Source organism: Cupriavidus sp. OV096 (assembly GCF_900115455.1).
Lineage (GTDB): Bacteria > Pseudomonadota > Gammaproteobacteria > Burkholderiales > Burkholderiaceae > Cupriavidus.
The window spans coordinates 827,954-853,131 of the sequence record NZ_FOWM01000001.1 but is presented as its reverse complement, the minus strand read 5'-3'; the positions used below and the strand labels follow the sequence as shown (position 1 = coordinate 853,131).

General features: G+C 68.8%; 25 protein-coding genes and 1 riboswitch. Of the genes, 14 read left to right on the top strand and 11 right to left on the bottom strand.

Annotated features, from left to right (window positions below; all coding sequences use genetic code 11):
- Positions 1-109: 109 nt before the first annotated feature.
- Both BM115_RS03965 and lgt read left to right on the top strand, forming a co-directional pair.
- Positions 110-1,087 carry a LysR family transcriptional regulator gene (locus BM115_RS03965; protein WP_092290763.1) on the top strand — a complete coding sequence of 326 codons (978 nt, stop codon included), beginning with the start codon at positions 110-112 and terminating at the stop codon, positions 1,085-1,087.
- A gap of 47 nt (positions 1,088-1,134) precedes the next feature.
- On the top strand, positions 1,135-1,953 hold the full coding sequence (lgt, locus tag BM115_RS03960) for a prolipoprotein diacylglyceryl transferase (RefSeq protein ID WP_092290761.1): 819 nt from the start codon (positions 1,135-1,137) through the stop codon (positions 1,951-1,953).
- Positions 1,954-1,959: 6 nt separating this feature from the next.
- Here the strand turns inward: lgt and BM115_RS03955 are convergent, their stop codons facing one another.
- Positions 1,960-2,979, bottom strand: a complete 1,020-nt coding sequence (locus tag BM115_RS03955) for a M48 family metallopeptidase (protein WP_092290758.1) — start codon at positions 2,977-2,979, stop codon at positions 1,960-1,962.
- Positions 2,980-2,999: 20 nt separating this feature from the next.
- On the bottom strand, positions 3,000-4,088 hold the full coding sequence (locus tag BM115_RS03950; protein WP_092290756.1) for a YjgN family protein: 1,089 nt from the start codon (positions 4,086-4,088) through the stop codon (positions 3,000-3,002).
- Positions 4,089-4,858: 770 nt separating this feature from the next.
- Between BM115_RS03950 and BM115_RS03945 the strand changes: the two genes are divergently transcribed.
- The 5 genes from BM115_RS03945 (at position 4,859) to BM115_RS03925 (ending at position 10,565) form a co-directional block, all read left to right on the top strand.
- Positions 4,859-5,584 (top strand): GntR family transcriptional regulator, encoded by a 726-nt coding sequence (locus tag BM115_RS03945; RefSeq protein WP_255370682.1) that lies wholly within the window; start codon positions 4,859-4,861, stop codon positions 5,582-5,584.
- Complete coding sequence (locus tag BM115_RS03940) at positions 5,581-7,032, top strand: malonyl-CoA decarboxylase domain-containing protein (RefSeq protein ID WP_092290754.1); 1,452 nt, start codon at positions 5,581-5,583, stop codon at positions 7,030-7,032. The genes BM115_RS03945 and BM115_RS03940 overlap by 4 nt, the downstream gene beginning before the upstream one ends.
- A 96-nt stretch (positions 7,033-7,128) precedes the next feature.
- Positions 7,129-8,139 carry a Bug family tripartite tricarboxylate transporter substrate binding protein gene (locus tag BM115_RS03935; protein WP_092290752.1) on the top strand — a complete coding sequence of 337 codons (1,011 nt, stop codon included), beginning with the start codon at positions 7,129-7,131 and terminating at the stop codon, positions 8,137-8,139.
- Positions 8,139-8,921 carry an enoyl-CoA hydratase/isomerase family protein gene (locus BM115_RS03930; RefSeq protein ID WP_092290750.1) on the top strand — a complete coding sequence of 261 codons (783 nt, stop codon included), beginning with the start codon at positions 8,139-8,141 and terminating at the stop codon, positions 8,919-8,921. Before BM115_RS03935 ends, BM115_RS03930 begins: the two co-directional genes overlap by 1 nt.
- A gap of 90 nt (positions 8,922-9,011) precedes the next feature.
- Complete coding sequence (locus BM115_RS03925; RefSeq protein WP_092290748.1) at positions 9,012-10,565, top strand: malonate--CoA ligase; 1,554 nt, start codon at positions 9,012-9,014, stop codon at positions 10,563-10,565.
- 54 nt (positions 10,566-10,619) lie between these two features.
- Here BM115_RS03925 and BM115_RS03920 read toward each other — a convergent pair whose 3' ends face one another.
- The 5 genes from BM115_RS03920 to BM115_RS03900 form a co-directional block, all read right to left on the bottom strand.
- Positions 10,620-11,312: an SIMPL domain-containing protein gene (locus tag BM115_RS03920; protein ID WP_092290746.1), complete on the bottom strand. Its 693-nt coding sequence runs from the start codon at positions 11,310-11,312 to the stop codon at positions 10,620-10,622.
- 119 nt (positions 11,313-11,431) lie between these two features.
- On the bottom strand, positions 11,432-12,244 hold the full coding sequence (locus tag BM115_RS03915) for a sulfite exporter TauE/SafE family protein (protein ID WP_092290744.1): 813 nt from the start codon (positions 12,242-12,244) through the stop codon (positions 11,432-11,434).
- A gap of 10 nt (positions 12,245-12,254) precedes the next feature.
- Complete coding sequence (locus BM115_RS03910; RefSeq protein WP_092290742.1) at positions 12,255-12,695, bottom strand: EVE domain-containing protein; 441 nt, start codon at positions 12,693-12,695, stop codon at positions 12,255-12,257.
- Positions 12,696-13,348: 653 nt separating this feature from the next.
- The gene (locus BM115_RS03905) at positions 13,349-13,687 is read right to left on the bottom strand and encodes a cell division protein ZapA (protein ID WP_092290740.1); all 339 of its coding nucleotides are present in this window, start codon (positions 13,685-13,687) and stop codon (positions 13,349-13,351) included.
- Positions 13,684-14,019, bottom strand: a complete 336-nt coding sequence (locus BM115_RS03900; protein ID WP_092290738.1) for a hypothetical protein — start codon at positions 14,017-14,019, stop codon at positions 13,684-13,686. The genes BM115_RS03905 and BM115_RS03900 overlap by 4 nt, the downstream gene beginning before the upstream one ends.
- 202 nt (positions 14,020-14,221) lie before the next feature.
- Positions 14,222-14,485, top strand: a riboswitch (cobalamin riboswitch).
- 73 nt (positions 14,486-14,558) lie between these two features.
- Between BM115_RS03900 and BM115_RS03895 the strand changes: the two genes are divergently transcribed.
- Genes BM115_RS03895 through cobC form a run of 7 tightly spaced genes read left to right on the top strand, consistent with a single transcriptional unit; the run spans position 14,559 to position 21,497 of the window.
- The gene (locus BM115_RS03895; RefSeq protein ID WP_092290736.1) at positions 14,559-16,517 is read left to right on the top strand and encodes a TonB-dependent receptor plug domain-containing protein; all 1,959 of its coding nucleotides are present in this window, start codon (positions 14,559-14,561) and stop codon (positions 16,515-16,517) included.
- Positions 16,518-16,553: 36 nt separating this feature from the next.
- A complete protein-coding gene (locus tag BM115_RS03890) occupies positions 16,554-17,561 on the top strand; it encodes a FecCD family ABC transporter permease (RefSeq protein ID WP_092290734.1) in 1,008 nt (335 codons plus the stop codon).
- Positions 17,558-18,373: an ABC transporter ATP-binding protein gene (locus BM115_RS03885; protein ID WP_092290732.1), complete on the top strand. Its 816-nt coding sequence runs from the start codon at positions 17,558-17,560 to the stop codon at positions 18,371-18,373. Before BM115_RS03890 ends, BM115_RS03885 begins: the two co-directional genes overlap by 4 nt.
- On the top strand, positions 18,374-19,033 hold the full coding sequence (gene cobO / locus BM115_RS03880) for a cob(I)yrinic acid a,c-diamide adenosyltransferase (protein ID WP_092290730.1): 660 nt from the start codon (positions 18,374-18,376) through the stop codon (positions 19,031-19,033).
- Between the two features lie 19 nt (positions 19,034-19,052).
- Positions 19,053-20,117 (top strand): nicotinate-nucleotide--dimethylbenzimidazole phosphoribosyltransferase, encoded by a 1,065-nt coding sequence (gene cobT, locus BM115_RS03875; protein WP_092290728.1) that lies wholly within the window; start codon positions 19,053-19,055, stop codon positions 20,115-20,117.
- A 22-nt stretch (positions 20,118-20,139) separates the two neighbouring features.
- Positions 20,140-20,916, top strand: a complete 777-nt coding sequence (locus BM115_RS03870) for an adenosylcobinamide-GDP ribazoletransferase (protein WP_092290727.1) — start codon at positions 20,140-20,142, stop codon at positions 20,914-20,916.
- Positions 20,901-21,497, top strand: a complete 597-nt coding sequence (gene cobC / locus BM115_RS03865; protein ID WP_092290725.1) for an alpha-ribazole phosphatase family protein — start codon at positions 20,901-20,903, stop codon at positions 21,495-21,497. Before BM115_RS03870 ends, cobC begins: the two co-directional genes overlap by 16 nt.
- 32 nt (positions 21,498-21,529) lie before the next feature.
- Here cobC and BM115_RS03860 read toward each other — a convergent pair whose 3' ends face one another.
- From BM115_RS03860 to cobU, 4 genes are read right to left on the bottom strand one after another with little or no spacing between them, the layout of a single operon-like run.
- Positions 21,530-22,429, bottom strand: coding sequence for a cobalamin-binding protein (locus BM115_RS03860; protein WP_092290723.1), 900 nt, complete (start codon positions 22,427-22,429; stop codon positions 21,530-21,532).
- Between the two features lies 1 nt (position 22,430).
- Positions 22,431-23,459 (bottom strand): threonine-phosphate decarboxylase CobD, encoded by a 1,029-nt coding sequence (gene cobD, locus BM115_RS03855; RefSeq protein WP_092290721.1) that lies wholly within the window; start codon positions 23,457-23,459, stop codon positions 22,431-22,433.
- Positions 23,456-24,424: an adenosylcobinamide-phosphate synthase CbiB gene (cbiB, locus tag BM115_RS03850; protein ID WP_092290719.1), complete on the bottom strand. Its 969-nt coding sequence runs from the start codon at positions 24,422-24,424 to the stop codon at positions 23,456-23,458. The genes cobD and cbiB overlap by 4 nt, the downstream gene beginning before the upstream one ends.
- 10 nt (positions 24,425-24,434) lie before the next feature.
- The gene (cobU, locus tag BM115_RS03845) at positions 24,435-25,151 is read right to left on the bottom strand and encodes a bifunctional adenosylcobinamide kinase/adenosylcobinamide-phosphate guanylyltransferase (protein WP_092290717.1); all 717 of its coding nucleotides are present in this window, start codon (positions 25,149-25,151) and stop codon (positions 24,435-24,437) included.
- Positions 25,152-25,178: the final 27 nt, after the last annotated feature.

Genomic DNA, 25,178 nt, shown 5'->3' with positions numbered 1-25,178 from the left:
CTGCCGTGTTTGTGGCCTGAAGGATGCCGCCTGCGTAGTATCATGTCAAATATATTATTTGACCTGTATTGAGTCGAAAAACCTATCACAGCGACGAACGGGAGCGTGCGTGGACCTGCGGCAACTGCGGTACTTCGTGACAGTGGCGGAAGAGCTACATTTCGGCCGCGCGGCAAGGCGGCTGGCCATGACCCAGCCGCCGCTCTCGCAGCAGATCCAGTCGCTGGAGGAGGAGATCGGCGTGCAGCTGTTCGCGCGCACGCGCCGGTCCGTGATGCTGACGCCCACCGGCCAGCAGTGGCTGCCCGAGGTGCGCCGCGTGCTGGCCGATGCCGCCGCGCTGCCCGGGCTGGCCCAGCGGCTGGCGCGGGGCGAGGTGGGCTCGCTGGCGCTGGCCTTCGTCAGCACGGCCGACTACGGCATCCTGCCCGAGCTGCTGCGGCATTTCCGCGCTCGGCACCCCGAGGTGCAACTGCAACTGCGCGAAGCCACCAGCGACGTCCAGCTGGAGGCGCTGGCCGAGGGCGCGATCGACGCGGGTCTTGTCATCCGTCCGCAACTGGCCGTGATGCCGCACGGGCTCTCGTACCTGCCGCTGGTGCGCGAGCCGCTGGTGCTGGCCGTGCCCGATGGCTGGCGGCCCGCCAGCCTCGCCGCCGATGCCCCTGCGCCGACCGAAATCGCCCTGCGCGACGCCGCGCACGAGCCGCTGATCATCTTCCCGCGTCGTAGCGCGCCGGCGTTTTATGACATCATTACGGGCTACTATGCGCGGGACGGCCTGACGCCGGCGATTGCCCAGGAGGCCATCCAGATGCAGACCATCGTGAGCCTGGTGTCAGCTGGCATGGGCGTGGCGCTGGTGCCCGCATCGCTGTGCAACCTGCGGCGTACGGGCGTGTCCTACCTGACGCTGCGCGATGCCGGCCCGCTGATCGAGACCGGCCTGGTCTGGCGCGAAGGCGCCGCCGGGCCTTCGGCCGGGCAATCGGGGATGGCGCCGGTGCTGCGGTCGTTCATCGACATCGCGGCCGGGCTGGCCACCGCCATCGGCCTGTCGCAGGACGATGGTATCAAGGCAGCATGACCCCGACGGCATCACCCCAGACACTATATAAATACCTCTCCTCCGCCATGCTCGTTCATCCGCAATTCGACCCGGTCGCGCTTCACCTGGGCCCGCTGGCCATCCGCTGGTACGGTCTGATGTACCTGGCCGGCTTCATCATGTTCCTGTGGTTCGGCCGCCTGCGCGTGCGCCAGCCGCACATCGCCGCGCGCGGCTGGGCCACGCGCGACCTCGACGACATGCTGTTCTACGGCGTGCTCGGCGTGATCCTGGGCGGGCGGCTGGGCTACGTGCTGTTCTACAAGCCGACCTACTACCTCACGCATCCACTCGAGATCTTCAAGGTCTGGGAGGGCGGCATGGCGTTCCACGGCGGCTTCCTCGGCGTGCTCGTGGCGATGTGGGTGTTCGGCAAGGTGCGGCGCCGGCACTGGCTGGAAGTGACCGACTTCATCGCGCCGATGATCCCGTGCGGGCTGGCTGCCGGCCGCATCGGCAACTTCATCAACGGCGAACTGTGGGGCCGTCCGACCGACCTGCCGTGGGGGATGATCTTCCCGCAGGCTGGCGACAACATCCCGCGCCACCCGTCGCAGCTGTACCAGTTCGCGCTGGAAGGCGTGGCGCTGTTCCTCATCCTGTGGCTGTTCTCGCGCAAGCCGCGCCCGATGGGGGCGGTGTCCGGCGCGTTCCTGATCGGCTACGGCGGCTTCCGCTTCCTGGCCGAGTTTGCGCGCGAGCCGGACACCTTCCTCGGCCTGCTGGCGCTGAATTTCTCGATGGGCCAGTGGCTGAGCCTGCCGATGGTGCTGGCCGGCGTGCTGATGATGGTCTGGGCCTATCGCCGCCAGGGCAACGGCGCCGCGGCGGGCGCGGCGCGCTGATCGCCGTCAGTTCCCGGCGGCCCGGATGGCCTCGATCCGCTCGCGCGTGAGCGGGTGGGTCGAGAAGAAGCTGGCATCGTCCTCGGACTTGTCCGACGACTTGCCGCCATGGGCGTCTTCCAGCTTCCCCAGCACATCGGCAAGGGCGGAGACCGGCAAGCGGTCCCGCCGCATCACCTCTACCGCGTAGGCGTCCGCCTCGCGCTCATGGTCCCGCGAATAGCGCATGGTCAGCATCGCGGCCGGCACCGTGGCGAGCACCGTCGAAAAATCCCCAAAGAAGTACGCCGCCAGCGCGCCGACGGCCGATGCCTGGATCACCTGCTGCAGCCCGTGGCGCTGCGCCACGTGGCCGGCCTCGTGCGCCAGCACGCCCATCATGCCGGCACCGGTGCCGATCAGGGCCACCAGTTCGTCCGTGACCACGATGGTGCCGCCCGGCAGCGCCAGCGCGTTCGCGCCGAGCCGGTCGCCGTGGCGGAACAGCAGTTGGTAGGCGTGGTCGGGATCGTCGGGGCGACGTAGCGCGGCAAAGTTGTCGCGAATCCGCTGCTGGTCGGCGGCGGGCAGCTTGCTTGGCGTCACGAGGCCGTGGTCGAGGCTGTCGAGCGTGGCCTGGCCCAGTTGCGCCTCGATGGACGCCGGCACGGTCGACGCCAGCACCTCGGCGCTCCACGGCAGCAGGTAGAAATAGGCGCCCAGCACGACGGCCAGCATCCCCAGCAGGGCGAGGCCCGTAAGCCGCCAGCTGTTCTGCGCGCGCGACACCCAGCCCTCGCGGTGGCCGGTGCTGGCCAGCATGGCCTCGAACGTGGCGTGGTCAGCCACCTCGCAGTACGCGCCGTCATCGAAGGTCACCAGGCGCGGCGCCCGCTTGTTGCGCTCGGACACCCGCAGCGAGGCCAGCGGCGCACGGCGCACCTCCGCGCCCTCGGCATCGTGCAGGATGGCCTGCCCGCCCTGCACGATCAGCACGACGGGATGGGCGCGCGACGAGCGCGTGTCGAAATACCGGGCCGCTACCATGGCGATGCTCCGCGCCGCGCTCAGAGCGCGATGTCGATGTCGTACCAGTCCACGGTGGCGTCGCCCAGCGCGCTGACCTGCTCGGCTTCGCCGGCCACGAAGGCGTCCAGCGGACCGGCGGCGAACATCGTCACCGATTCCACGCGGTAGCGGGTGGAGCGGACTTTCGCGAACGGCAGGAACAGGCCGCAGGTGAGGGCGATGGCGATCCAGTTGGTAATCGTGATGAAGATCATGCGGCCCGCGCCCACGCGGCTCTCGAAGCGGTGCGGGGCCAGCGTGGTGTGGCTCCAGACCAGGTTCTGGAGCTTGGCCGTGAAGTAGGGGCCGGTCAGCATGATGCCGAAGTAGGTGAACGCGACCGTCCCACCGAGCACGATGGCCACGCCGCCCTTGGTATCGGCCCCGGCCGGGATGGCGATGGCGCTGAGCACGGCGCCGACGATCATGAACAGCGCCGTCACCATGCCGGTACGCAGGTACACGCCATAGAAGTCACCAGACGTGGCATCGAACGCGAACGGTGCCGTGCCAAAGCGCGTGTGGTTGTGCTGGTACTGCTTGAAGCGCTGGTGCGCCAGCGGCGCCAGCAGGCCGAGCGTCAGCGTCGACAGGATCGGCCACAGCAGGAACACCTTGTAGGCTTCCTTGTCGCCGCCGGTGAAGGCAAAGCGCAGTCCGCGATAGCTCGAATTGGCCATGCGGAAGCGCAGCGAGCGCACCAGCAGGTACGGCCACACGGCGGCAAAGACCACCGCGAACACCAGCGGCAGCACCGGGCTCACCACGCCGCTGAACTGGACCACCATGGCCAGCACCAGCACGATGGCGCGGCCCTTGAGGATGGCGCCCGGTTTGCCGTGATAGTCGAACGCGGCGTCATCGAGCCGTGTGTTGCGATAGAAATACTGGAGCGTGCGGACCTTGGCCCACGCGGAGTAGATGCCGAGCGTGACCACCGTGAGCAGCGCGTTGACGATCCAGATACGGAAGTATTCCGAGCCCGATCCGGTAAACGAGAGCTGAAGCGGTGCCGGCGGCGGGGGCGTATGCCCAAAATCCGATGATCCCGCACCGATGAAGTGCTCGCCCTTGTGATCCCATGCCATGTTTTGACCTCCCTGGTCGTCGGGGCGTCGTGGGTCGGCATTCTGGCGCCAACCGCCCTCGTTTCATATTTGCAACCGATTTGCCCGGGCCTTTCGTGCGCCGGGCGACACATTGTGGCACTGCGCTGACGGCTGTCCATCACAAAACGCCGGAATAGACGAGTCAGAGAGTGTTGGCGCGTCGAGGTCAGTCGTAACGACGGAGAAACATCCTGTTACATGCTCCATGAAATGTAACAAGTCGTCAATCGTCCACCTCAATAAAATCAATGACTTAAGTAGGATGGCACGGTATTCGCTTTATGACTTGTTACAAAAAGACGGGTGGCATGGCGAAGCTGCCCGCGGCGATGGACCGAGGGAGGACATCGACCGGGATGACGCCACGCAGCAGAAAAGCAACGGGAAAGTCCGCGTCCCAACGGGACGCTTCAGCGGGGGCAGGCGCGGGCCAGCGCCAGGTAATCACTCTGGTCCACGCACGTCGGCAACGAGCGCCGGCAAGCGATGAGATGTCCGACGGCGGTTCTTTCAGGCGCGGACGATTTCCCCGGCAGGGAGGCCTGGGGAAGTCGTCCGCTGCACCTATTTGTACTCCCCGAATGTCTCCGAAACGGCTGGCGAGGTTTGCGCGCCACGCCTTTTGTCGCTTTCCGCATTGCAGCATCGAAACCGCTTGCCACGCTGCCGGCGCTCCCCATAATTATGAATTATTGCGGCGCATACGCCGCGTGGGCAGTCTTCCCCGGCATCCCGGGACCGGAGGCATCGTGCGAATCATCCGGCAGGCGCTGTACCTCGAAGTGGCAGACCGTTTGCGGGCGATGATCGACGATCACACGCTGATGCCCGGCGCATGGATCGACGAAGTGGCGCTGGCCGCCTCGCTCGGCACCTCGCGCACGCCGTTGCGTGAGGCGCTCAAGGTGCTCGCGGCCGAAGGGCTGGTGCGGCTGGAGCCCCGGCGCGGCTGCTTCGTCAACGCGCTGACCGAGCAGGATCTCGATGAGATCTTCCCGCTGATGGCGCTGCTCGAAGGCCGCTGCGCCTACGAGGCCGCGCGCAACGTCACGCAGGCCGATCTCGACGCGCTGGAGGGCCTGCACGCCGACCTCGCGCGCTACGCCCAGGCTGGCGACATCGACGCCTATTACGAAACCAACTATCAGATCCACGAGGCGCTCCAGCGCCTGGCCGGCAACCGCTGGCTGTCCGGCGTGGTCAGCGACCTGCGCAAGGTGCTGCGCCTGTCGCGCCACAAGAGCCTGAAGCTGCCGGGCCGGATTCACGAATCGTGCGCCGAGCACATGTCGGTGTTTTCCGCGCTCAAGGCGCACGACCCGGAAGGGGCCGAGGCGCTGATGAAGACCCACGTGCTGCGCCAGCGCGGCGCGCTGCGGGCGCTGGATCGTGCCGATCCGGCCCCGGAGCCTGCCGAGTCCGCAGCCGCCGCCTCACCCGTTCTCCGCAACGTTCTCGCCGCAGGAGTCTCATGAGCGCCCTCGATCCCGCCGAACAGAAAGTCAGCGCCCCGCTGGAAGCCACGGAACCGGTCGGCGATACCTTGTTGTCGCGCTTCGGCCGCTGGTGGAGCCGCAAGGGCGAAGGGGAAACCGCCCCGGCCAAGCGTGCCAAGGCGGAGGAGGCTGACGCCCCGGCGCTGTCCACGCGCGCGATGAAGCGCCAGCGCGAGCAGCTTCGCCCCTGTTTCGATGCCCGGCTGACCGATGGCGCCGCCAATGCCGCCGCGCAGGCCTGGCAGGCCGAGTACGAGGCCGCGCCGGAGCCGGTGCGCCAGGCGATGCTGACGGTGCTGGCCGAAGTGGCGGCGGGTGCCGATGGTGCTGGCGCGAAGTCGGGCAGCGCGCAATCGGCCTCCCAATCTGGCGCGGCGTCCGGCCTGTCGCAGGCGCTGTCCAACGCACGCATCCGCTTCTTCAAGCGGCTGGCCGCGCACCATGGCAAGAGCGACAACAGCGCGTGCGGCCTGCACTTCCTGATCCAACTGCGCGCGGACATGCTCCGCTGGCACAAGCGCGTGCCGGGCCTGCGTGTGCTCGACGAAGATCTGGAAGCGCTGTTTTCGAACTGGTTCGATGTCGGCCTGCTCGAGTTGCAGCCCATCACCTGGGACTCGCCCGCCTCGCTGCTGGAAAAGCTGATCCGCTACGAGGCCGTGCACGAAATCGCCTCCTGGACCGACCTGCGCAACCGGCTCGATTCGGACCGCCGCTGCTACGCGTTCTTCCATCCGCGCATGCCGCGCGAGCCGCTGATCTTCGTCGAGGTGGCCTTCGTGCCCGAGATGGCGGCCAACGTGCAGGCGCTGCTTGACGAGGCCGCGCCGCTGGAAGACCTGCGCCGGGTCAAGTGGGCTATCTTCTATTCGATCTCCAACACGCAGGCCGGGCTGCGCGGCGTGAGCTTCGGCAATTTCCTCTTGAAGCGTGTCATCGAGGAATTGCAGCGCGAGTTCCCCAAGCTGAAACAGTTCGCCACGCTGTCTCCGCTGCCCGGGTTTGCCGACTGGCTGCGCAAGCAGCACGGCGACGCCATCGTGACGATCCTGGGCGAGAAGCGCCTGGCGCGCTGGACCGAGCGCCAGGGCACGCCGCCCACGGATGGCGCCGGCTGGCTGGCCGCGCTGCCCGCCGACGCGCCGGACCCCGTGGTGCGCGATACCGCGCTGACGCTGGCCGCCCACTACCTCGTGCGCGAGGGCGCGCCGGGGCAGCCGGCGGACCCCGTGGCGCGCTTCCACCTGGGCAATGGCGCCTGCGTGGAGCGGCTGAACTGGGCTGCCGACCTGTCGCGAAAAGGCCGCGCCCAGTCGTGCGGCATGATGGTGAATTATCTTTACGTGCCGGAGGCGCTGGATGACAATCTGGCACGCCTTGGCGATGGCAATCCCCGCATGAGCCGTGCGGTGGGCAAGCTGCTGTGACCCCTGGGTCGGGCACGGATGACGCCAGGCATTTTTGTCGGGTGAATGTAGTACTTCGATTGACTTTCCGCAGCAAGTAGAGAGAGGAGACAGTACATGAAACGTCGTCAGTTCCATCTGACCGCGTGCGCGCGTGCGTTCGCGGTCGTGGCGGGTGTAGCCGCCGCGTCGGCAGGGTCGATGTATGCGCCGGCCGCGCTGGCCGATACGTGGCCGAGCAAGCCGGTCACCGTGATCGTGCCGTTCCCCGCCGGCGGCGGCACCGACGCCTTCGCGCGTCCGCTGACCGCCCAGTTGTCCAAGCAGCTCGGCAAGCAGTTCGTGATCGACAACCGCGGTGGCGCGGGCGGCACCGTGGGCGCCAGCATCGCCGCCAAGGCCGCGCCGGACGGCTACACCATCTTCATCGGCGGGGCGCACCACGCCATCGCCCCGTCGTTCTACAAGAAGCTCGATTACGACATCGAGAAGGACTTCATCCCCGTCACCGTGATTGCCCAGCCGCCGCAGGTGGTGGTGGTGAATCCGACCAAGGTGCAGGCCAACACGCTCAAGGAGCTGATTGCCTACGCCAAGGCCAATCCGGGCAAGCTGAACTATGGTTCGGCCGGCAATGGCTCGTCGCACCATCTGGCGGGCGAGCTGTTCAAGCTGCAGACGCAGACCTTCATCACGCACATCCCCTACAAGGGCGCCGGCCCGGCGCTGTCGGATTTGATCGCCGGCCAGGTGGACATGCTGTTCGACGGCCTGGGCTCGTCGGCGCAACACATCCGCGCGGGCCGTATCAAGGCGCTGGCGGTGGCGGCGAACAAGCGCTCGCCGGCCTTCCCGAACGTGCCGACGGCGGCCGAGGCGGGCGTGCCAAACTACGAGGTGTCGACGTGGTACGCGCTCTGGGCGCCGAAGGGCACGCCGAAGGAAGTGATCGACCGGCTCTACACCGAGACCACCAAGGCACTGAACTCGCCGGAAATGAAGCAGATCTGGCTCCAGAACGGCTCGGAAACGCCGGCGTTCACGCCTGACCAGTTCGCCACGTTCCAGCATGCCGAAATCAAGCGCTGGGCCGAGGTGGTGCAGCGCTCCGGCGCCAAGATCGACTGATGGGCGGCACCGTCACGTTCGCGCGGGACGGCGCCGTGGCCACGGTCACGCTGTCGCATCCGGGCAAGCTCAACGCGATCTCGACCAGCATGTGGCAGGCGCTGACCACGGGCTTCGCGGAGCTGGCGGCGGATACGTCGCTGCGCTGCGTGGTGGTGCGGGGCGCCGAAGGCAATTTTGCCGCCGGCGCCGACATCGCCGAGTTTCCGGTCGTGCGGGGCGACGAGGCGTCGGTGCGCCGCTACCACACGGAGATCCTCGCCCCGGCGCTGGCGGCCATCGCCACGTGCCCGCATCCGACGCTGGCGATGATCGAGGGTGTCTGCGTGGGCGGCGGGCTGGAAATTGCCTGCCACTGCGATCTGCGCATCGCCGCGGCGGGCAGCCGCTTCGGCGTGCCAATCAACCGGCTGGGTTTCCCGATGGCGCCCGGCGAGTTGGGCGGGCTCCTGGCGCTGGCCGGGCGCGCCGTCACGCTGGAAATCCTGCTGGAAGGCCGTGTGTTCGATGCGGCCGAGGCGGAGCGTAAGGGCTTGCTCACACGCGTGGTGGCCGAGTCCGCGCTCCACGACGAGGTAGCCGCCACCGTGCAGCGCCTCTGCGCCGGCGCGCCGCTGGCCGCCCGGATCAACAAGGCGACGATCCGTCGCCTGTCGCCCGATCCCGCGCCGCTCACGGCGGCCGAGATCGACGCGCATTTCGCCTACGCCGGCAGCCGCGATCACGCCGAGGGCGTGGCCGCCTTTCTGGCGCACCGGCGGCCCGAGTTCACCGGGGAGTAAGATGGCGGCCGGCCGGCACGTCCGCGTGCCGGTTTCGCCACCGCAATCCCGTCTTATTCGCCGGCATCCTATTTCCTTCGATTCCGTACCATGAACGCCAATCTGTTCGCCCTGTTCGAATCCCGCTTTCCCGTCGACCGCAGCGCGTGCTGCATAGAGACACATGACGGGCTGTACTACAGCTGGGATGACCTGGACCGTGCCACCGCCAAGATCGCCAACCTGCTCGCCGCGCTGAAGCTGCCGGCCGGCGCGCGCGTGGCGGTGCAGGTGGAGAAATCGCCCGAGGCGCTGTTCCTGTACCTGGCCACGCTGCGCGCGGGCTATGTGTACCTGCCGCTGAACACCGCGTACCAGGAATCGGAAATCGACTATTTCGTGGGCAACGCCGAGCCCGCCGTGGTGGTCTGCGGCAGCAAGAACTTCGGTTGGGTGTCGAAGGTGGCGTTCCGCCACAACACCGCGCACGTGTTCACGCTGGACGACGACCGCAGCGGCTCGCTGCTGGCCCGCGCGGCCGCCCAGCCGGACACCTTCCAGACCGTGACGAAGGGCGACGATGACCTCGCGGCCATCCTCTATACCTCCGGCACCACGGGCCGCAGCAAGGGCGCGATGCTGACGCACCGCAACCTGGCTTCCAACGCCCAGACGCTGCACGAATACTGGGGCTGGCGCAGCGACGACGTGCTGCTGCACATGCTGCCGATTTTCCACGTGCACGGGCTGTTCGTAGCTTCCCACGGCGCGCTGCTGGCCGGCGCCAAGATGATCTGGGCGCCCAAGCTCGACATGGCGCAGATCCTTGCCTTCCTGCCGCGCGCGACGGTGATGATGGGCGTGCCGACCTACTACGTGCGCATGCTGCAGGAGCCGCGCTTCAACCGCGAGGTGTGCGACAACATGCGGCTGTTCGTGTCTGGCTCGGCGCCACTGCTGCTGGAGACGTTCGACGGTTTCCGCGAGCGCACCGGCCACACCATCCTGGAGCGCTACGGCATGAGCGAGACCGTGATGCTGGTCTCGAACCCGTACGATCCCAAGCTCGGCGAGCGCATCGGCGGCACGGTGGGCATGCCGCTGCCGGGCGTGTCGGTGCGCGTGATGGATGGCGAGGGCAACCCCTGCGCGCCGGCCGCGATCGGCAATGTGGAGGTCAAGGGGCCGAACGTGTTCAAGGGCTACTGGCGCATGCCGGAGAAGACCGCCGAGGAATTCACCGCCGACGGCTGGTTCAAGACCGGTGACGTGGGCCGCTTCGGCGGAGCCATCGTCAGCCAGGCCGGCGAGCGCAAGGTGCCGGACGACTACCTGACGATCGTGGGCCGCAGCAAGGACCTGATTATCTCGGGCGGCTACAACGTCTATCCGAAGGAAATCGAGAGCTTTATCGACGAACTGCCGGGCGTGGTGGAATCGGCCGTGATCGGCGTGCCGCATGCCGATTTCGGCGAGGCCGTGGTGGCCGTGGTGGTGCGCAAGCCGGGGGCGGAGATCGACGAGGCGGGGATGATCGGCACGCTGCGTGGCCGTATCGCCAACTTCAAGGTGCCCAAGCGCGTGCACGTGGTGGACGAGCTGCCGCGTAACACGATGGGCAAGGTGCAGAAGAACGTGCTGCGGGAGCAGTTCGCCGCGCTGTGATGGATTTCCCCCTCGCCCTGTAGAACTGGGGGAGGGGGAAGCCGAACTACCTGTTTACTTCACCATCTGGACCGACCCATTGACCGACACGGTCACATGGGCTTTGCCGCCTTCCATGGGGATCGGCGCGCCGGCGTCTGCGGACATTGCCTTGGCGGCATACATGCGCGGCGTCGGCGGCACCACGCCGCCGCTGTCGTTCATCGACACTTCACGAATCGTATAATTGCTATAGCCGAACAGCTTGGTGCTGGTCTGGGCCTTGTCGCGGAACGCTGACACGGCCTGCTCGGCCAGCTTCGCCTCGGTGGCCTGGCGTGCCTCGCGCGAGAGCGAGAAGGCGACGTTCTGCACCTGCATCTGGTTGGCCAGTTCGCCGGCCAGCTTCGACACCGCCGCGAAATCCTTCGACTTCAGGATCACTTCTGAGCGCCCGCGCCACGTGCTGATGCGGCCGTTGCGGTCCGTGCTCGGATGGATGGTGAAGCCGCCCGACTGCGCTTCCACGCCCGAGGTGCGCTTGGCCTGCGCCAGCACGGCCTGCGTGCGGGCCGACAGCGCGGACGAGATCGCCGACGGCTCGGCGCCTTCCTGTTCCGCGGCCAGCGTCAGTTGCACCACGTCCGTGGGTACTTCGGTGACCGCCTCGGCGGACAGCGACAGTACGCCGGCGGGTGGCGGCAGGGTCTGGGCCGATGCCACGACAGCGGTGGTACTCAGCAAAGTGGCCGCAAGCAGTTGTTTCATTGTTGTTCTCCCGATCAAAGTGGTGGCTTTCAGACGCCTTTCCGCGCACTTCGTTCCGTGCGCGGCTGCAATGACTGTATCCGGGTGTTTCGCCGTGTAATACGGAGGGAGCGGCGCGCTCAGAACGTCCGCCACGCCTTCCAGAGCATGTACGAGGCGAGGCAGGCCAACAGCACGGCGAACACGCGCCGCAGCGCGTTGACGTCCATGTTGTGCGCCGCCCGCGCGCCCAGCGGCGCGGTGAGCACGCTGGCGATGGCGATGATGCCCAGCGCGGGCAGGTACACATAGCCGAGCGAGCCGGCCGGCAGGCCGCCCACGTCCCAGCCGCCCCAGACGTAGCCGACCACGCTGGCGAGCGCAATCGGGAAGCCGAGCGCTGCCGACGTGGCCACGGCGTTGTGGATCGGCACGTTGCACCAGGTCATGAACGGCACGGAGATGAAGCCGCCGCCGGCGCCCACCAGGCTCGAGATCAGGCCGATGACCGACCCCACGCCGACCATGCCCGGTGTGCCCGGTAGCCGGCGCGCGGCCGGTGGCCGGCGGCTGCGCAGCATCTGGAGCGCCGAGAAGCCGACGAAGACCGCGAACAGCAGCGACAGCCAGCCGGTCTTGAGCACGCTGAAGATCTTGCCGCCGCCGATCAGGCCACCCACCAGGATGCCCGGCGCCAGCGCCAGCACAATGCCCCAGCGCACCGCGCCGCGCTTGTGGTGGGCGCGCACGGAGGAGAGCGAGGTGAACAGGATGGTCGCCATCGACGTGGCGATGGCCATATGGACGATGTGGCTGTCGGAGACCTGCATGGCTGTATAAAACAGCGTCAGGAAGGGCACCATCAGCATGCCGCCGCCCACGCCGAGCAGCCCGGCGCAGAAGCCGGTGAAGGCGCCGAGGATCAGCAGCCCCGGAATCAGGACAGGACTCATGGTCGCCCCGTCACTTCATCAGCCGTTCGGTGATATAGCGCCATTCGGCCGGCGTGACCGGCGTGATGGAGAGGCGGTTGCCGCGCCGGAGCACGACCATGTCCGCCAGCGCCTCGTGCTCGCGCAGCGCGGGCAGCGGGACCAGCGCGCTCTTGCGCACGAAACGCACGTCCACGAGCGACCAGCGCGGCTCATCGGGCTTCGAGGCCTTGTCGTAGTAATCGCTCTTGGGATCGAACTGCGTGGGATCGGGGTAGGGCTGGGAGCAGACCTCGGCCAGTCCGGCGATGCCAGGCTCGGGGCAGGAGGAGTGGTAGAACAGCACACCATCGCCGATGCGCATCTGGTCGCGCATGAAGTTGCGCGCCTGGTAGTTGCGCACGCCCGTCCACGGCAGCGTGCCGCGCCTGGCAAGATCGTCGATGCTGGCTTCGTCCGGCTCGGACTTCATCAGCCAGTACTGGGGGGCGCGTTGGCCCGATTTGGCGGCGGGTGGCGTCACGGTACCAGTATCCGTCGATCAAAGAAAAAAGGCGGTGGTTCTGAAAACCACCGCCTTCTGAGGGGTCCCCGCCTCGGCCGCTGGGTCGGCATCCTGAACCCAAGTGAGGTTCAGAGTGGCTGCGGAAGTCGCATTTTGGGTACATCACCCACTCAGGGAGTCCAGGCAGAACCAAGACTATGAATGCGGTGACGCGCTCGCCCACACGACATAATCCCGCACCATGCAATGCATATCGGTTCAAGGAGTTATGACCCTCACGAACCAGGCAGGGAAACTGTCAAACGTCTGACTTTATATTCACCTTACGCTGCGAGCAGCTGGGGTGATGTCAGACGTTTGCCGTTTCGAAACAGGATGGGATGAAAACGGCGGTCGGGCGCGATAACCTGACCTGTATGCTGCACCGGTAAGGCGTTTGTGCAGTCTGGCTACACTATACACCGCGTCGTCAGGCATACCAAGTTCGGCATGTCGCATCGTTACATTTTCAACACCGGACATCGGCCAAATCCGACATTGCGCCATCGGCTTCACATGCCTGTCATGTGCGGCCGATGCGGTGTGATTTCAAGTCCGGCCAGATCCGTCCGATGTCGATGTCAGCCCGGCGCGCGCGGGTCGGTGCCCACGTGCGCGTACTGCCGCAGTGCCTCGTCGGCGCGCTCGTTCAGCTCGCGGATGCGGGCGCGCACGGCGTCCACGGGAATCTGCCCGTCCTCCTCCTGCTTGCGGCGCATGGCCAGCAGGTCCGAGGCGATGCTGATGGCCGCCATCACGGCCACGCGCTCCACGCCCTTGGCGGAGACGTTGCCCTTGAGCTTGTTCATCTGGTTGTCCACCAGCGCCACCGCCTCCAGCAGCGCGGCTTCGTTGTCTGGCGCGATGGCGAAGCGGTAGGGCTGCCCCGCGATGTTCACTTCGACTTGCTTATTGCTCATGCGTGTTCTCCGGGGGCGGGGTGCGCGCCGCTGGCATCGGGGTCCGAGCCGGTGGCCGGGGCGCCTTCGCCCAGCAGGTCGAGCTGGCGCGCATCGCTGGCCGTGGGCAGCTTGTCCAGAATCGACTGGATGCGCAGCTGGGCTTCCTCGATCTTGATATTGAGCAGTTCGCGGTCGGCCGCCATGGATTCGCGGTCCGTGCGCAACTGGCTCGCCTCGGCCCGCAGGCGGTCGATCTCCGCGCGCAGCCGCTGGTTTTCCGCCGCCAGGGTGTCTGCGTGATGCAGCACGCGCCCGATCTTGGCGGCCAGTTGTTCGAGTTCGTTGAGCATAGTGCCTGTCTGTCCGATGGAATGTGGGTCAGGTTTCGGGATTCTAGCCGATGCCGGATCGGCCACGTCGTCAACGAGACGTTTCTGACTGCAGCGTCGCCAGGAAGTTGCATCGATCGTCACGCAACGTGCGGGTAACCGGCCCCGGAGTGGACGGTTCCGCACCACGTCCGCCAGATTGACGGCCCCGGTGAAACTGCCTACACTCGCGCACGTTCCAGGTGCTCGCGACCCTGCCCACAGGGCCGCAGTTCAACGGGAAACAGGGAGTCCGGGGCGCGCCGCGCGCTGGGCCAACCTGTGCTGCCCCCGCAACGGTAAGCGACCGCGCGCGCGCCATGCGCCGCGCAAGGGCCTGCCAGCATGCCACTGATCCACCCCGCCATTTGACGGGGATCCAGCGATCGGGAAGGCGGCCGGCCTGATGTCGTCAGCCCGGATACCGGCCTGAACGCGGGCGCACCGCTCCACAGCGGCGCGCCACTTCGCCACAAGGCCCGCGGGGACGGGCCCGGCCGTACTTCCATCCATCCAGCAACATGCGTTCCTCGCTCCACAGGCAGACCGCCGCGACCCAGCCGCCGGTCCGCCCGCGCGTGCCCGCCATCCTGGCGGCCATCGCCGCCTTCGTGCCCGCCCTTGTACCCGCTTTCCACCCCGCCATGGTCCACGCGCAAGCCGCGCCGGATGCCAGCGGCGCCGCCCCCGGCCAGACGCTCGCGCCGGTGGTCGTCACCGCCTCGCGCACCGCGCAGGCCGTGACCGAGGCGCTGCCGCACACCACGGTGGTCACTCAGGAAGACATCGTCAACACCCAGGCGCCGGACCTGCGCTCGCTGCTGCGCGGCCAGGCGGGCGTGGAGTTCGCCACCACGGGCGGCATGGGCGCCAACACCACGCTGTTCATGCGCGGCGCCAATTCCAACCAGGTGCTGATCCTGGTGGATGGCGTGCGCATTGCCGGCGCCAGCGGCGGCACCGCGCAGCTCGCCAATATCCTGCCGGACCAGATCGACCATATCGAAGTGGTGCGCGGCAACGTCTCGGCGCTGTACGGCTCCGACGCCATCGGCGGCGTGGTGCAGATCTTCACCAAGAGCGGCGCCGGCCAGGCCCCGGCGGCTAACGCTTCGGTGGAGTACGGCAGCAACAATACGCGCCAGGGCACCGTCGGCTATGGCGGGCAGGTGGGCGATACCTCGTTCAACGTCACCGGCTCGATGTTCAAGACCGACGGCTATTCGTCGATCGACGCCGCGAAATGGAATCGCGACAACCCCACGCGCGCCCGGCAGGGCATCGGCCCGAACCCGGCCGACAACCCGTACGAGAACAAGAGCGTCTCCGGCCAGGTGAAGCACAAGTTCAGCCAGGACTGGGACGCCGGCGTGGCCGCGTACTACTCCAACAGCCAGCTGTCGTACGACAGCACCAGCGGCAAGCCGACCGACGACCTGCGTATGGATAGCGAGCTGTACACGCTGTCCGCCTTCGTCAACGGCAAGCTGCTGCCCGACTGGCGCACCCATTTCAAGGTCGCCCAGAGCGAGGACCGCGCCGAAACCACCAAGAACGGCCTGTTCGACAGCCTGTTCAGCACGCGCTCGCGCCAGTTCAACTGGCAGAACGAGTACGCGCTGACGCCTGACCACACGCTGCTGTTCGGCACCGACTACCTCCAGCAGGAACTGTCGTCCAGCGCCTACAACGCGCCCATCCGCAATGTGTTCTCGGTCTACGGCGGCTACGAAGGCAAGATCGGCCGCCACCAGCTGCAGCTGAACGCGCGCAACGACCATTATTCGGACTTCGGCAACCAGGGCAGCTTCTTCGCCGGCTATGGCTTTCACCTGACCCAGGCGGTCAAGCTGATCGCCAACGTCAGCAACGCCTTCCGCGCGCCGACCTTCAACGAACTCTATTACCCGAACTTCGGCCAGCCGAACCTCCAGCCGGAGCGCGCGAAGTCGGCCGAGCTGGGCGTGCAGGTGGAGACTGCCGCCACCGGGTTGCTGCGCGTGACCGCGTTCGAGACCCGCTACAACGACCTGATCGTCTCCACGCAGCAGGCCAACGGGCTGTTCCTGGCGCAGAACGTCAACAAGGCCAAGGTGCAGGGGGTGGAGGCGTCCTGGCGCGCCAACCTGCTCGGCACCGATGTCGGCGCCAGCGTGACCTTCCAGAATCCGGTCGATGAAACCAACGGCACCCAGTTGCTGCGCCGCGCGCGCCGCCATGCGTCGTTCGATGTGGGCCGGAATTTCGGCGATTTCCGATTCGGGGGCGAGTGGCTGGTGTCGTCGTCGCGGATGGACAACGGCTCGCGCCGGCTGGGCGGATACGGTATCTTGAACCTCACCGCCCGCTACAACATCGACAAGCAATGGTTCGTCGCCGCCCGCGTGGAAAACCTGTTCGACAAGAACTACCAGCTCGCCTATCCGTACGCCACGCAGGGCCGGGCGGGGTTCGTCACGCTGGGATGGCGCCAGAAATGAGGCCCGGCAAGGCGCCGCGCCCGGGCGGGGTCCGCCATGGCTGAGGCGCGCCGCGCGCTGGCCGTCTGGCTGGTCCTCGCCCTGGCGGGGCTGGCCGTGTTCGGCCTGTCGCTCGCGCTGGGCAGCGTATCGCTCGATGCCTCGCAGCTCTGGCAGGCCCTGACCGCCACCGATGCCGGCATGGCCGGCGCGATTGTCAGGGAATTGCGACTCCCCCGTGCCGTCGCCGCGTTCGCGTGCGGCGGCCTGCTGGCGCTCTCTGGCGCGCTGATGCAGGTGCTGCTGCGCAACCCGCTGGCCGAGCCCTATGTATTAGGCGTCTCGGGCGGCGCCGCCACCGGGGCGCTGCTGGCGATGCTGCTGATGCTGCCGCTGTGGACCGTGCAGGCCGGCGCCGCCGGGGGGGCGTTGCTGTCGATGGTGCTGGTGGCTTCGCTGGCGCGCCGGGACCTGCTGCACCCGCGCGTGCAGGGCGGCCACCACGAGGCGGGCGCCCGCCTGCTGCTGACCGGCGTGATCCTGGCCGCCGGCTGGGGCGCGCTGATCACGCTGATCCTGGCCATCGCGCCGGAATCGCGGCTGCGCGGCATGCTGTTCTGGCTGACGGGCGACCTCGGCGGCACCGCCAGCTACGGCGCCGCGCTGGCCACGCTGGCCGTGGCGCTGGCGCTGGCCATGCCGATGGCCCGCTCGCTCAACGTGATGCTGCTCGGCGAGACCGTGGCGCAATCGCTGGGCGTGCAGGTGGGCCGGGTACGGCTGGCCACCTTCCTGATCGCCTCGTTCGCCATCGCGGCGGCGATCACCACGGCGGGGTCGATCGGCTTCGTCGGCCTGGTCGTGCCGCATATGGTGCGGCTGGCCTGGGGCAACGACCAGCGGCTGCTGCTGCCGGCCTCGGTGCTGCTGGGCGGCACATTGCTGATGGCGGCGGATCTGATCGCCCGTACCGTGATCGCCCCGACCCAACTGCCGGTGGGCGTGATTACCGCGCTGCTCGGCGTGCCGACCTTCCTTTATCTGTTGCTGCGGAGGCCGCGATGAACCATTGGTCTACGCCGCTCGCGCCTTGTCCCAGCCTGCACCTGCGCGATGTCGCCCTGCGCACCGGGTCGCGCGTGCTGGTGGAGCATCTGTCGATGGCCATCGCGCCGGGCGAGTTCTGGTGCGTGGTCGGCCCCAATGGCGTGGGCAAGTCCACGCTGATGGGCGTGCTGGCCGGCCTGCGCGCGCCCGAGGGCGGCGAGGTCTGCATCGACGACATCCCGGTCACCCGCGCCGCGCCAGCCGCGCTCGCCCGCCAGCGCGCCTACCTGCCGCAGGCCGTGCACGACACCTTCTCGATGGCCGTGCAGGACGCCGTGCGCGTGGGACGTCATCCGCACATGAGCGGCTGGGGCTGGGGCCAGGGCGACGATGACCGCGTGGTGCGCGACGTCATGACCGAACTCGACCTCGACGCCCTGACCACGCGCGATGTCCTCACGCTCTCCGGCGGCGAGCGCCAGCGCGTGTCGCTGGCCGCCGCCATGGCCCAGCAGGCGCCGCTGCTGCTGCTGGACGAGCCGGTGGCCCACCTCGACCTGCGCCACCAGATCCTCGTGCTGGAACTGCTGCGCCGCCTGACCACGGCAGGCCGCCACGCGGCCGTCGTGATCCTGCACGATCTCAACCTGGCGCGCCGCTACGCCACGCATGCGCTGCTGATGTCCGAAGACGGTCAGGCGCTGCACGGCTCCGCGCCGGAAGTCCTCACCCCCGCGCAGTGCTCCCGCGCGCTGCGCACCCCCATCGTCAGCGTCAGCGACGGCCTCCATACGGCGCTGATTCCCGATGGGATGACTGGAAATTCGTAAATGAGCGATATCGACAACAACCCGCCGGACACCCCGGAAACGCCCGACACCCCAGACGATGCCGGCCGCGACGCCCGCCACAAGGCCCGCATGGCGCGCAAGAAGGAAGTGGTGGACGCCAAGATCTCCGCCGCGCAGACCGAGCGCGGCGTGATCGTGATCACCACCGGCAACGGCAAGGGCAAGTCCAGCTCGGGTTTCGGCATGGTCGTGCGCGCGATGGGCCACGGCATGCGCACGGGCGTGGTGCAGTTCATCAAGGGCGCCATCCCGAGCGGCGAGGAGATGTTCCTCCAGCGTTTTCCGGAAGCCTGCGAGTTCCACGTGATGGGCGAGGGCTACACCTGGGAGACCCAGGACCGCGCGCGCGACGTGGCCAAGGCCGAGGCCGCCTGGGAAATCGCCCGGCGCATGCTGCAGGATCCGGCCATCGGGCTGGTCCTGTTCGATGAACTGAATATCGCGCTGAAGCTGCACTACCTCGACGTGGAGCAGGTCATTGCCGACCTGCGCGCCCGTCCGCCGATGCAGCACGTGGTCATTACCGGCCGCGGCGCGCCGCCGGCGCTGGTCGAGGCCGCCGACACCGTGACCGAGATGACCCCGGTCAAGCACGCGTTCCAGCAGGGCATCAAGGCCCAGCGCGGCGTAGAAATGTAAAGACACTGCGGAAATGACGATGTCCACCTTCACCGACACCCCCCTGCAACTTCCCCCGATCGCCCCGCTCGATGACTCGCTGCGTGCCGCGCTCCAGGCCGCCATCGATGACAAGACCAAGCCGCCCGGCTCGCTGGGCCGGCTGGAGTCGCTGGCGATGCAGATCGGCCTGATCCGGGGCGAGACCCAGCCGGTGCTGACCCGCCCGACCATCATCGTGTTTGCCGGCGATCATGGCGTGGCCGATGCCGGCGTGAGCGCTTTCCCGCCCGAAGTCACGGCCCAGATGGTGCTGAACTTCCTCGGCGGCGGCGCGGCGATCAATGTCTTCACGCGCCAGCACGGCATGGTGCTGGAAGTGGTGGATGCCGGCGTGCGCGCGCCGCTGCCGGCCGCGCCGGGTCTGGTCAACTGCCGCGTGGCGGACGGCACGCGCAATTTCGTCGAGGAAGCCGCGATGACGCCGGCGCAGGCTGGCGCGGCCATCCAGGCCGGCATGGCGCGCGTGCTGCGCCATGCGGAGCAGGGCACCAATGTGATCGGTTTCGGCGAGATGGGTATCGCCAACACCTCCGCCGCCGCCTGCCTGATGAGCCGGCTGACCGGCCTGCCGCTGGCCGACTGCGCCGGGCGCGGCACCGGGCTGGACGACGCCGGCGTGGCCCGCAAGCGCGAGATCCTCGAGCGCGCGCTGGCCCGCCACGCCGAGGTCACCGCGCCGCTGGACGTGCTGGCCACCTTCGGCGGCTTCGAGATCGCGGCGATGACCGGCGCCTACCTGGCCGCCGCCGCCTGCCGCATGGTGATTCTGGTCGATGGCTTCATCGCCTCCGCCGCGCTGCTGGTGGCGGCACGGATCGACCCGACCGTGCTCCAGTACTGCGTGTTCTCGCATTGTTCCGATGAGCGCGGCCACAAGGCCCTGCTGGCCGAGTTCGGCGCCGAACCGCTGCTGGCCCTGAACCTGCGCCTGGGCGAAGGCACCGGTGCGGCGCTGGCGTGGCCGCTGGTGGCGTCGGCGGCGGCGTTCCTTAAGGAAATGGCGACGTTCAGCGGTGCCGGCGTGAGCCCCGGCGCGGCCTGATCTGAATCCGGAAAACCCGACCATGGCCGACGAACTGCGCTTCTTCCTGACCGCCCTCGGCTACTTCACGCGCGTGCCGTTGCCGCAGCGGCTGGCCGGCTGGGTCGGCTTCCAGCCGCACTATCTCAACGCGGCGGCGCGCTACTTTCCGCTGGTGGGGCTGTTGGTGGGCGTGGCCGGCGCGCTGGTCACCTGGGGCGCGCTGGCCTTGTGGAGCGCGCCCGTGGCGGTGGCGCTGGGCATGATCGCCACGCTGCTGCTGACCGGCGCATTCCATGAGGATGGTCTGGCCGATTGCGCGGATGCCTTCGGCGGCGGCTATCGGCGCGAGGACGTGCTGGCCATCATGCACGACTCGCGCGTGGGCGCCTTCGGGGCCATCGCCATCGTCATGGCGCTGCTGCTCAAGTGGCAATTGCTGCTGGCCACGGGCGAGGCGGGCGGGCTGGCCGTGCTGCTGGCGGTGCTGGTGGCCGGCCATGGCGCGAGCCGGGCGATGGCCATCTCCTTCCTCGCCACGCACGACTATGTGCGCGCGGAGGGCAAGGCCAAGCCGGTGGCGCAGCGGCTGGCCGGGGCCGGGTTGCTGTTCGCGCTGGTCTGCGGCGTGGCGCCGCTGGTGCTGCTCGGGCCGATGTTCGCGGGCGTGGCCATCGTCGTGCTGGTAGGGGTGCGCGCCGCGCTGGGCGCGTACTTCGTGCGCCGGCTGGGCGGCTATACCGGCGATTGCCTCGGCATGGCGCAGCAATGCGGCGAACTGTCGATCTACCTCGTGGCGGCCGCATGGACGTGGTCCTGATCCGCCACGCCCGGCCGGAAGTGGCGCCGGGCATCTGCTACGGCGCGCTGGACCTCGCGCTGGCGCTGCCCGTCTCGCCGCCCGCCGAGCGGATCGTCGCCACGCTGGACGGTCTGCGGCCGGACCGCATCCTGACGAGCCCGGCGGCCCGCGCGCGCGACACGGCGTCGGCCTTGTCCCACGGCATCGACACCCGCATCCATCCGGAAATCGAACCGCGCCTGCGGGAGCTGGACTTCGGCCAGTGGGAAGGGCGGGAGTGGGCGACCATCGACCGCGCCGATCTCGATCACTGGGCGGCCAACCTGATGGCGGCGCGTCCGCACGGCGGCGAGAGCGCCGCGCAGGTCATGGCGCGCGTGGTGGACTGGGCCGGATCGCTGCCGGCCGACGCCGGGGGCTGCCTCTGGGTGGTGACCCACGCCGGCCCCATCCGCATGCTGGCTGCGCACTGGCTGGGCCTGCCGCTGGCGCGCACGCTGGGGTGGGAATTGGGCTTTGGGGCCACGTGCCGCTTCCATCTGGATGGTGCGGATGGCATGGGCGCACGGCTCGGCTGGTGGAACCGGCTGTCGAACTAGATCGAATTCGGTCGAACGAGTACGAATCTGAGTCAGGACGGCCGGCGCGAGCGCGCGATATCGAGATCCTTGCAGATCTCGGCCGCGCCCTGCACCACGCGCGGGCCGGCGCGGTTGACCAGGTCACCGTCGATGATGAACAGGTTGTTGCGCGCCACCGCCGTCACCGACTTCCATTTTTCCCACATCGAGAAATCCGCCAGCGGCTTGTCCGGCCGCGTGGCGCCGATGCCCGCCGTCATCATCGCCTCGGGGTTGCCGGCCACCACCGCTTCCACGGACACGGTCGGCACCAGCGGCGGCTCGCTCCCGAACAGGTTGCGCCCGCCGCACAGCGCCAGCATGTCGCTGACCATATGCTGGCCGTTCAGCGTCATCAGCGGCTGCTGCCAGACCTGATAGAAGACCGTCACCGGCGGCCGGTTGGCGTAGGTCTTGCGCAGCGTCTCCACCTGCTGGCGGAAGTCCGCGGCGGCGCGCGTGGCCACCGGGCCGGTATCCATCAGCTTGCCGAGCTTCTCCAGGTTTTCCGGGATCGATTCGAGCTTGCGCGGCTCGCTGTAGAACAGCGGAAGGCCCAGCGCGCGCAGGCGGTCGGTCTGCTTCTGCGCGTTGCCGTGGCGCCAGACCACGATCAGGTCCGGCTTCAGCGCGGCAATCCGTTCGAGGTCCAGCGCCTTGTTGTCGCCCACGCGCGGCAGGTCGCGCGCCTGCGGCGGGTAGTCGCTGTAGGAGACCGTGCCGACGATGCGGTCGCCGCCGCCAGCGGCGTAGAGCAGCTCCGTTACATGCGGCGCCAGCGAGACGATGCGGCGCGCGGGCTGGGCCAGCGTCACGGTGTTGCCGGCATCGTCGATGACCGAAACGGCCGCGTGGGCGGTGGAGGTCAGGAGCGCGGCAAGCAGGGCCAGCGCGGCGGTGGACTTCGTCATGTCAGGGTGCGAGAGAGGAGGTGGCGTCGGCCAGCGCGCGGTCAAGCCGGCGCCAGCAGGGTTCGTCATCGGGCGGCAGGCCCAGGCGCAGGCTGGCGGGGCAGCCGCCGGCCGCATCGAACAGCCGGGTCCACACGCCTTGCTGCGCCAGCGCCGCGTGCAGGGCCGGCGCGCGGGCATCGGGGATCCAGCTGAACAGCGGCTGCGACACCGGGGCCAGCCCGTGCTCGCGCAGCAGCATGGCCAGCCGCTGGCCAGCGGCGGCGAGCCTGACGCGCGCGGCGTGCTGCCAATCGGCATCGGTGAGGGCATGCTGGGCGACGGCGCGCGCCGGTCCGGAGACGGTCCAGTGGCCGAGCTGATCGCCAAGTGCCGCGAGCAGGTCCGGCGCCGCGAACACGAAGCCGCAGCGCACGCCCGCCAGCCCGTAGAACTTGCCGAGCGAGCGCAGCACGACGAGGCCCGGCGCGGCGGCGTCCGCCACCAGCGACGGCGCGGCCAGCGCATCCATGAAGGCTTCGTCCACGACCAGCGTGCCGTGCCGGGCCGCCACTTGCCGATGCCAGTGGCGCAGCGTCTGCGCCGGCAGCAGCCGTGCGGTGGGGTTGTTCGGATTCACGACCACCAGATGGTCGAGGTCATCGGCCAGATCGACCCGGGCGAAATCGGCTTCATCGAGCGGCACGACCGTGTGCCCGGCCAGCGCGAACGCCGGGGCGTACTCGCTGTACCCGAGCGCGGCAATGCCCACCCGCCCGGGCCGCAGCAGGCGCGGTAGCGTGCGGATGGCCGCCTGCGAGCCGGCGACCGGCAACGCGTGCGCACCGCCGTAGGCGCGCGCGGCGATGTCCGCCAGGGCGTCGTCATCCTGCGGCAGCCGTTGCCAGACCTCGGCGGGCAGCGGCGGCACCGGGTAGCCGTCCGGATTGATGCCCGTGGACAGGTCGAGCCATTCGGCCACGGGCCGGCCATAACGGCGCGCGGCGGCGAGCAGGTTGCCGCCATGGCGGATCGGGGCGATGGCGGTCATGGGGCCATCCCCATCGTCATCGCCGGCGGCACGCTCAGCATCGCCAGCCCGAGCCAGAGCCACAGTGTGCGTTGCACCAGCCGCAGGCAGGCATCGACATGGGCCGCGCCGGGCCGCTCGCCCAGGCCGAGGGGCGGCCGCTCCTCCCACTCGCCGTGATAGCGCGCGCCGCCACCGAGCGCCACGCCCACCGCGCCGGCGCCGGCCGCCATCACCGGACCCGCGTTGGGGCTGGACCACGCGGGCGCCTGCGTGCGCCAGCAGCGCAGCGCCTGCCCGGTAGCGCCGAGCAGCGCATAGGTCAGCGCGGTCAGCCGGGCGGGGATCAGGTTGAGGCCATCGTCGATCCGCGCGGCGGCCCAGCCGAAATGCAGCAGGCGCGGCGTGCGATAGCCCCACATCGCGTCGAGCGTATTGGCGAGCCGGAACACGATCGCCGCCGGGGCGCCGCCGATAAAGAACCAGAACAGCGCGCCGAAGATCGCATCGTTGCCGTTTTCCAGCGCCGATTCGCAGGCGGCACGGGCCAGCGCCTCGGCGTCGGCATCGGTGGTGTCGCGGGAGACGATGCGCGCGGTCAGCCGGCGGGCATCGGCCAGGTCATGGCGCGCCAGCGCGGCGGCAATCGGCGCGATGTGCTGCGTCAGACTGCACGCGCCCAGCGCCGCGTAGAGCGCCACCGCGTGCAGCGCCCAGGCCAGCGCCGGGTGCGCCTGCTGCGCAAGCGCGACCAGCCCCCAGGCCAGTGCGGCCGGCACGAGCACCATCGTCGCCCAGGCCAGCAGTCCGGCGGTGCGTTGGCGTAGTGAGGAACATGCGGGGCGATTAAGACGCGCTTCCAGCGCGGCGGCCAGACGGCCGAAGCCGACCAGCGGATGCCAGCGGCGCGGCTCGCCCAGCCAGCGGTCCAGCAGCACGCCGGCGAGCGCGGCGGCCACGCAGGCCGCCCAGGACATCATCAACATGGTGGGAAGATCACGCGGGGTCGGCGCCCTTGACCGCAACCGGAATGCCGGCCACGAGCAGGCGCACGCGGTCTGCGGCGGCGGCCAGCTTCTGGTTCAGGCGGCCCAGTTCGTCCACGTAGAAACGGGTGATGGCGCCCGTGGGCACCACGCCGAAGCCGATCTCGTTGGAGACCAGGATCACGTGGCCCGGCAGCATCGGCAGCGCGGTGAGCAGCGCGTCGATTTCCTCGGTGAAGGCGGGCGGCGGGGTAATCACGCCGTACTCGGGGTAGGCGCGGTTCTCGTCGAAGATCAGGTTGTTGAGCCAGAGCGTGACGCAATCGACGAGGATGCAGCCGTCATGGCGCGCGTGCGCGTAAAGGGCGTCGGCTAGGTGTACCGGCTCCTCCACCAGCGCCCAGTCGGCCGGGCGGCGGGCGCGGTGCAGCGCGATGCGCAGCTCCATTTCCTCGTCGGCCGGCTCGGCGTCATGGCGCGCGGTGGCGATGTAGGTCACCGGGCCGCACGTCAGCGTGGCGTGGTCCGTGGCGAGCTGTTCGGCGAAATGGCTCTTGCCCGAGCGCGCCCCGCCCAGCACCAGCGTGAGCATGCGCGGGACCGCCGTACCGGCCTGCGGCTGCGGCGCGGTCTCCGTCTCGGGCGTGCTGGCAACGGCGGCGCCGGCCGACGCGGGGTCGGCGGGTCCGGTGATGCCGAGTGACTTGGCGATGGCCTTGGTTTCCATCCGGCGTATTGTAGCGGCGGCATGCGG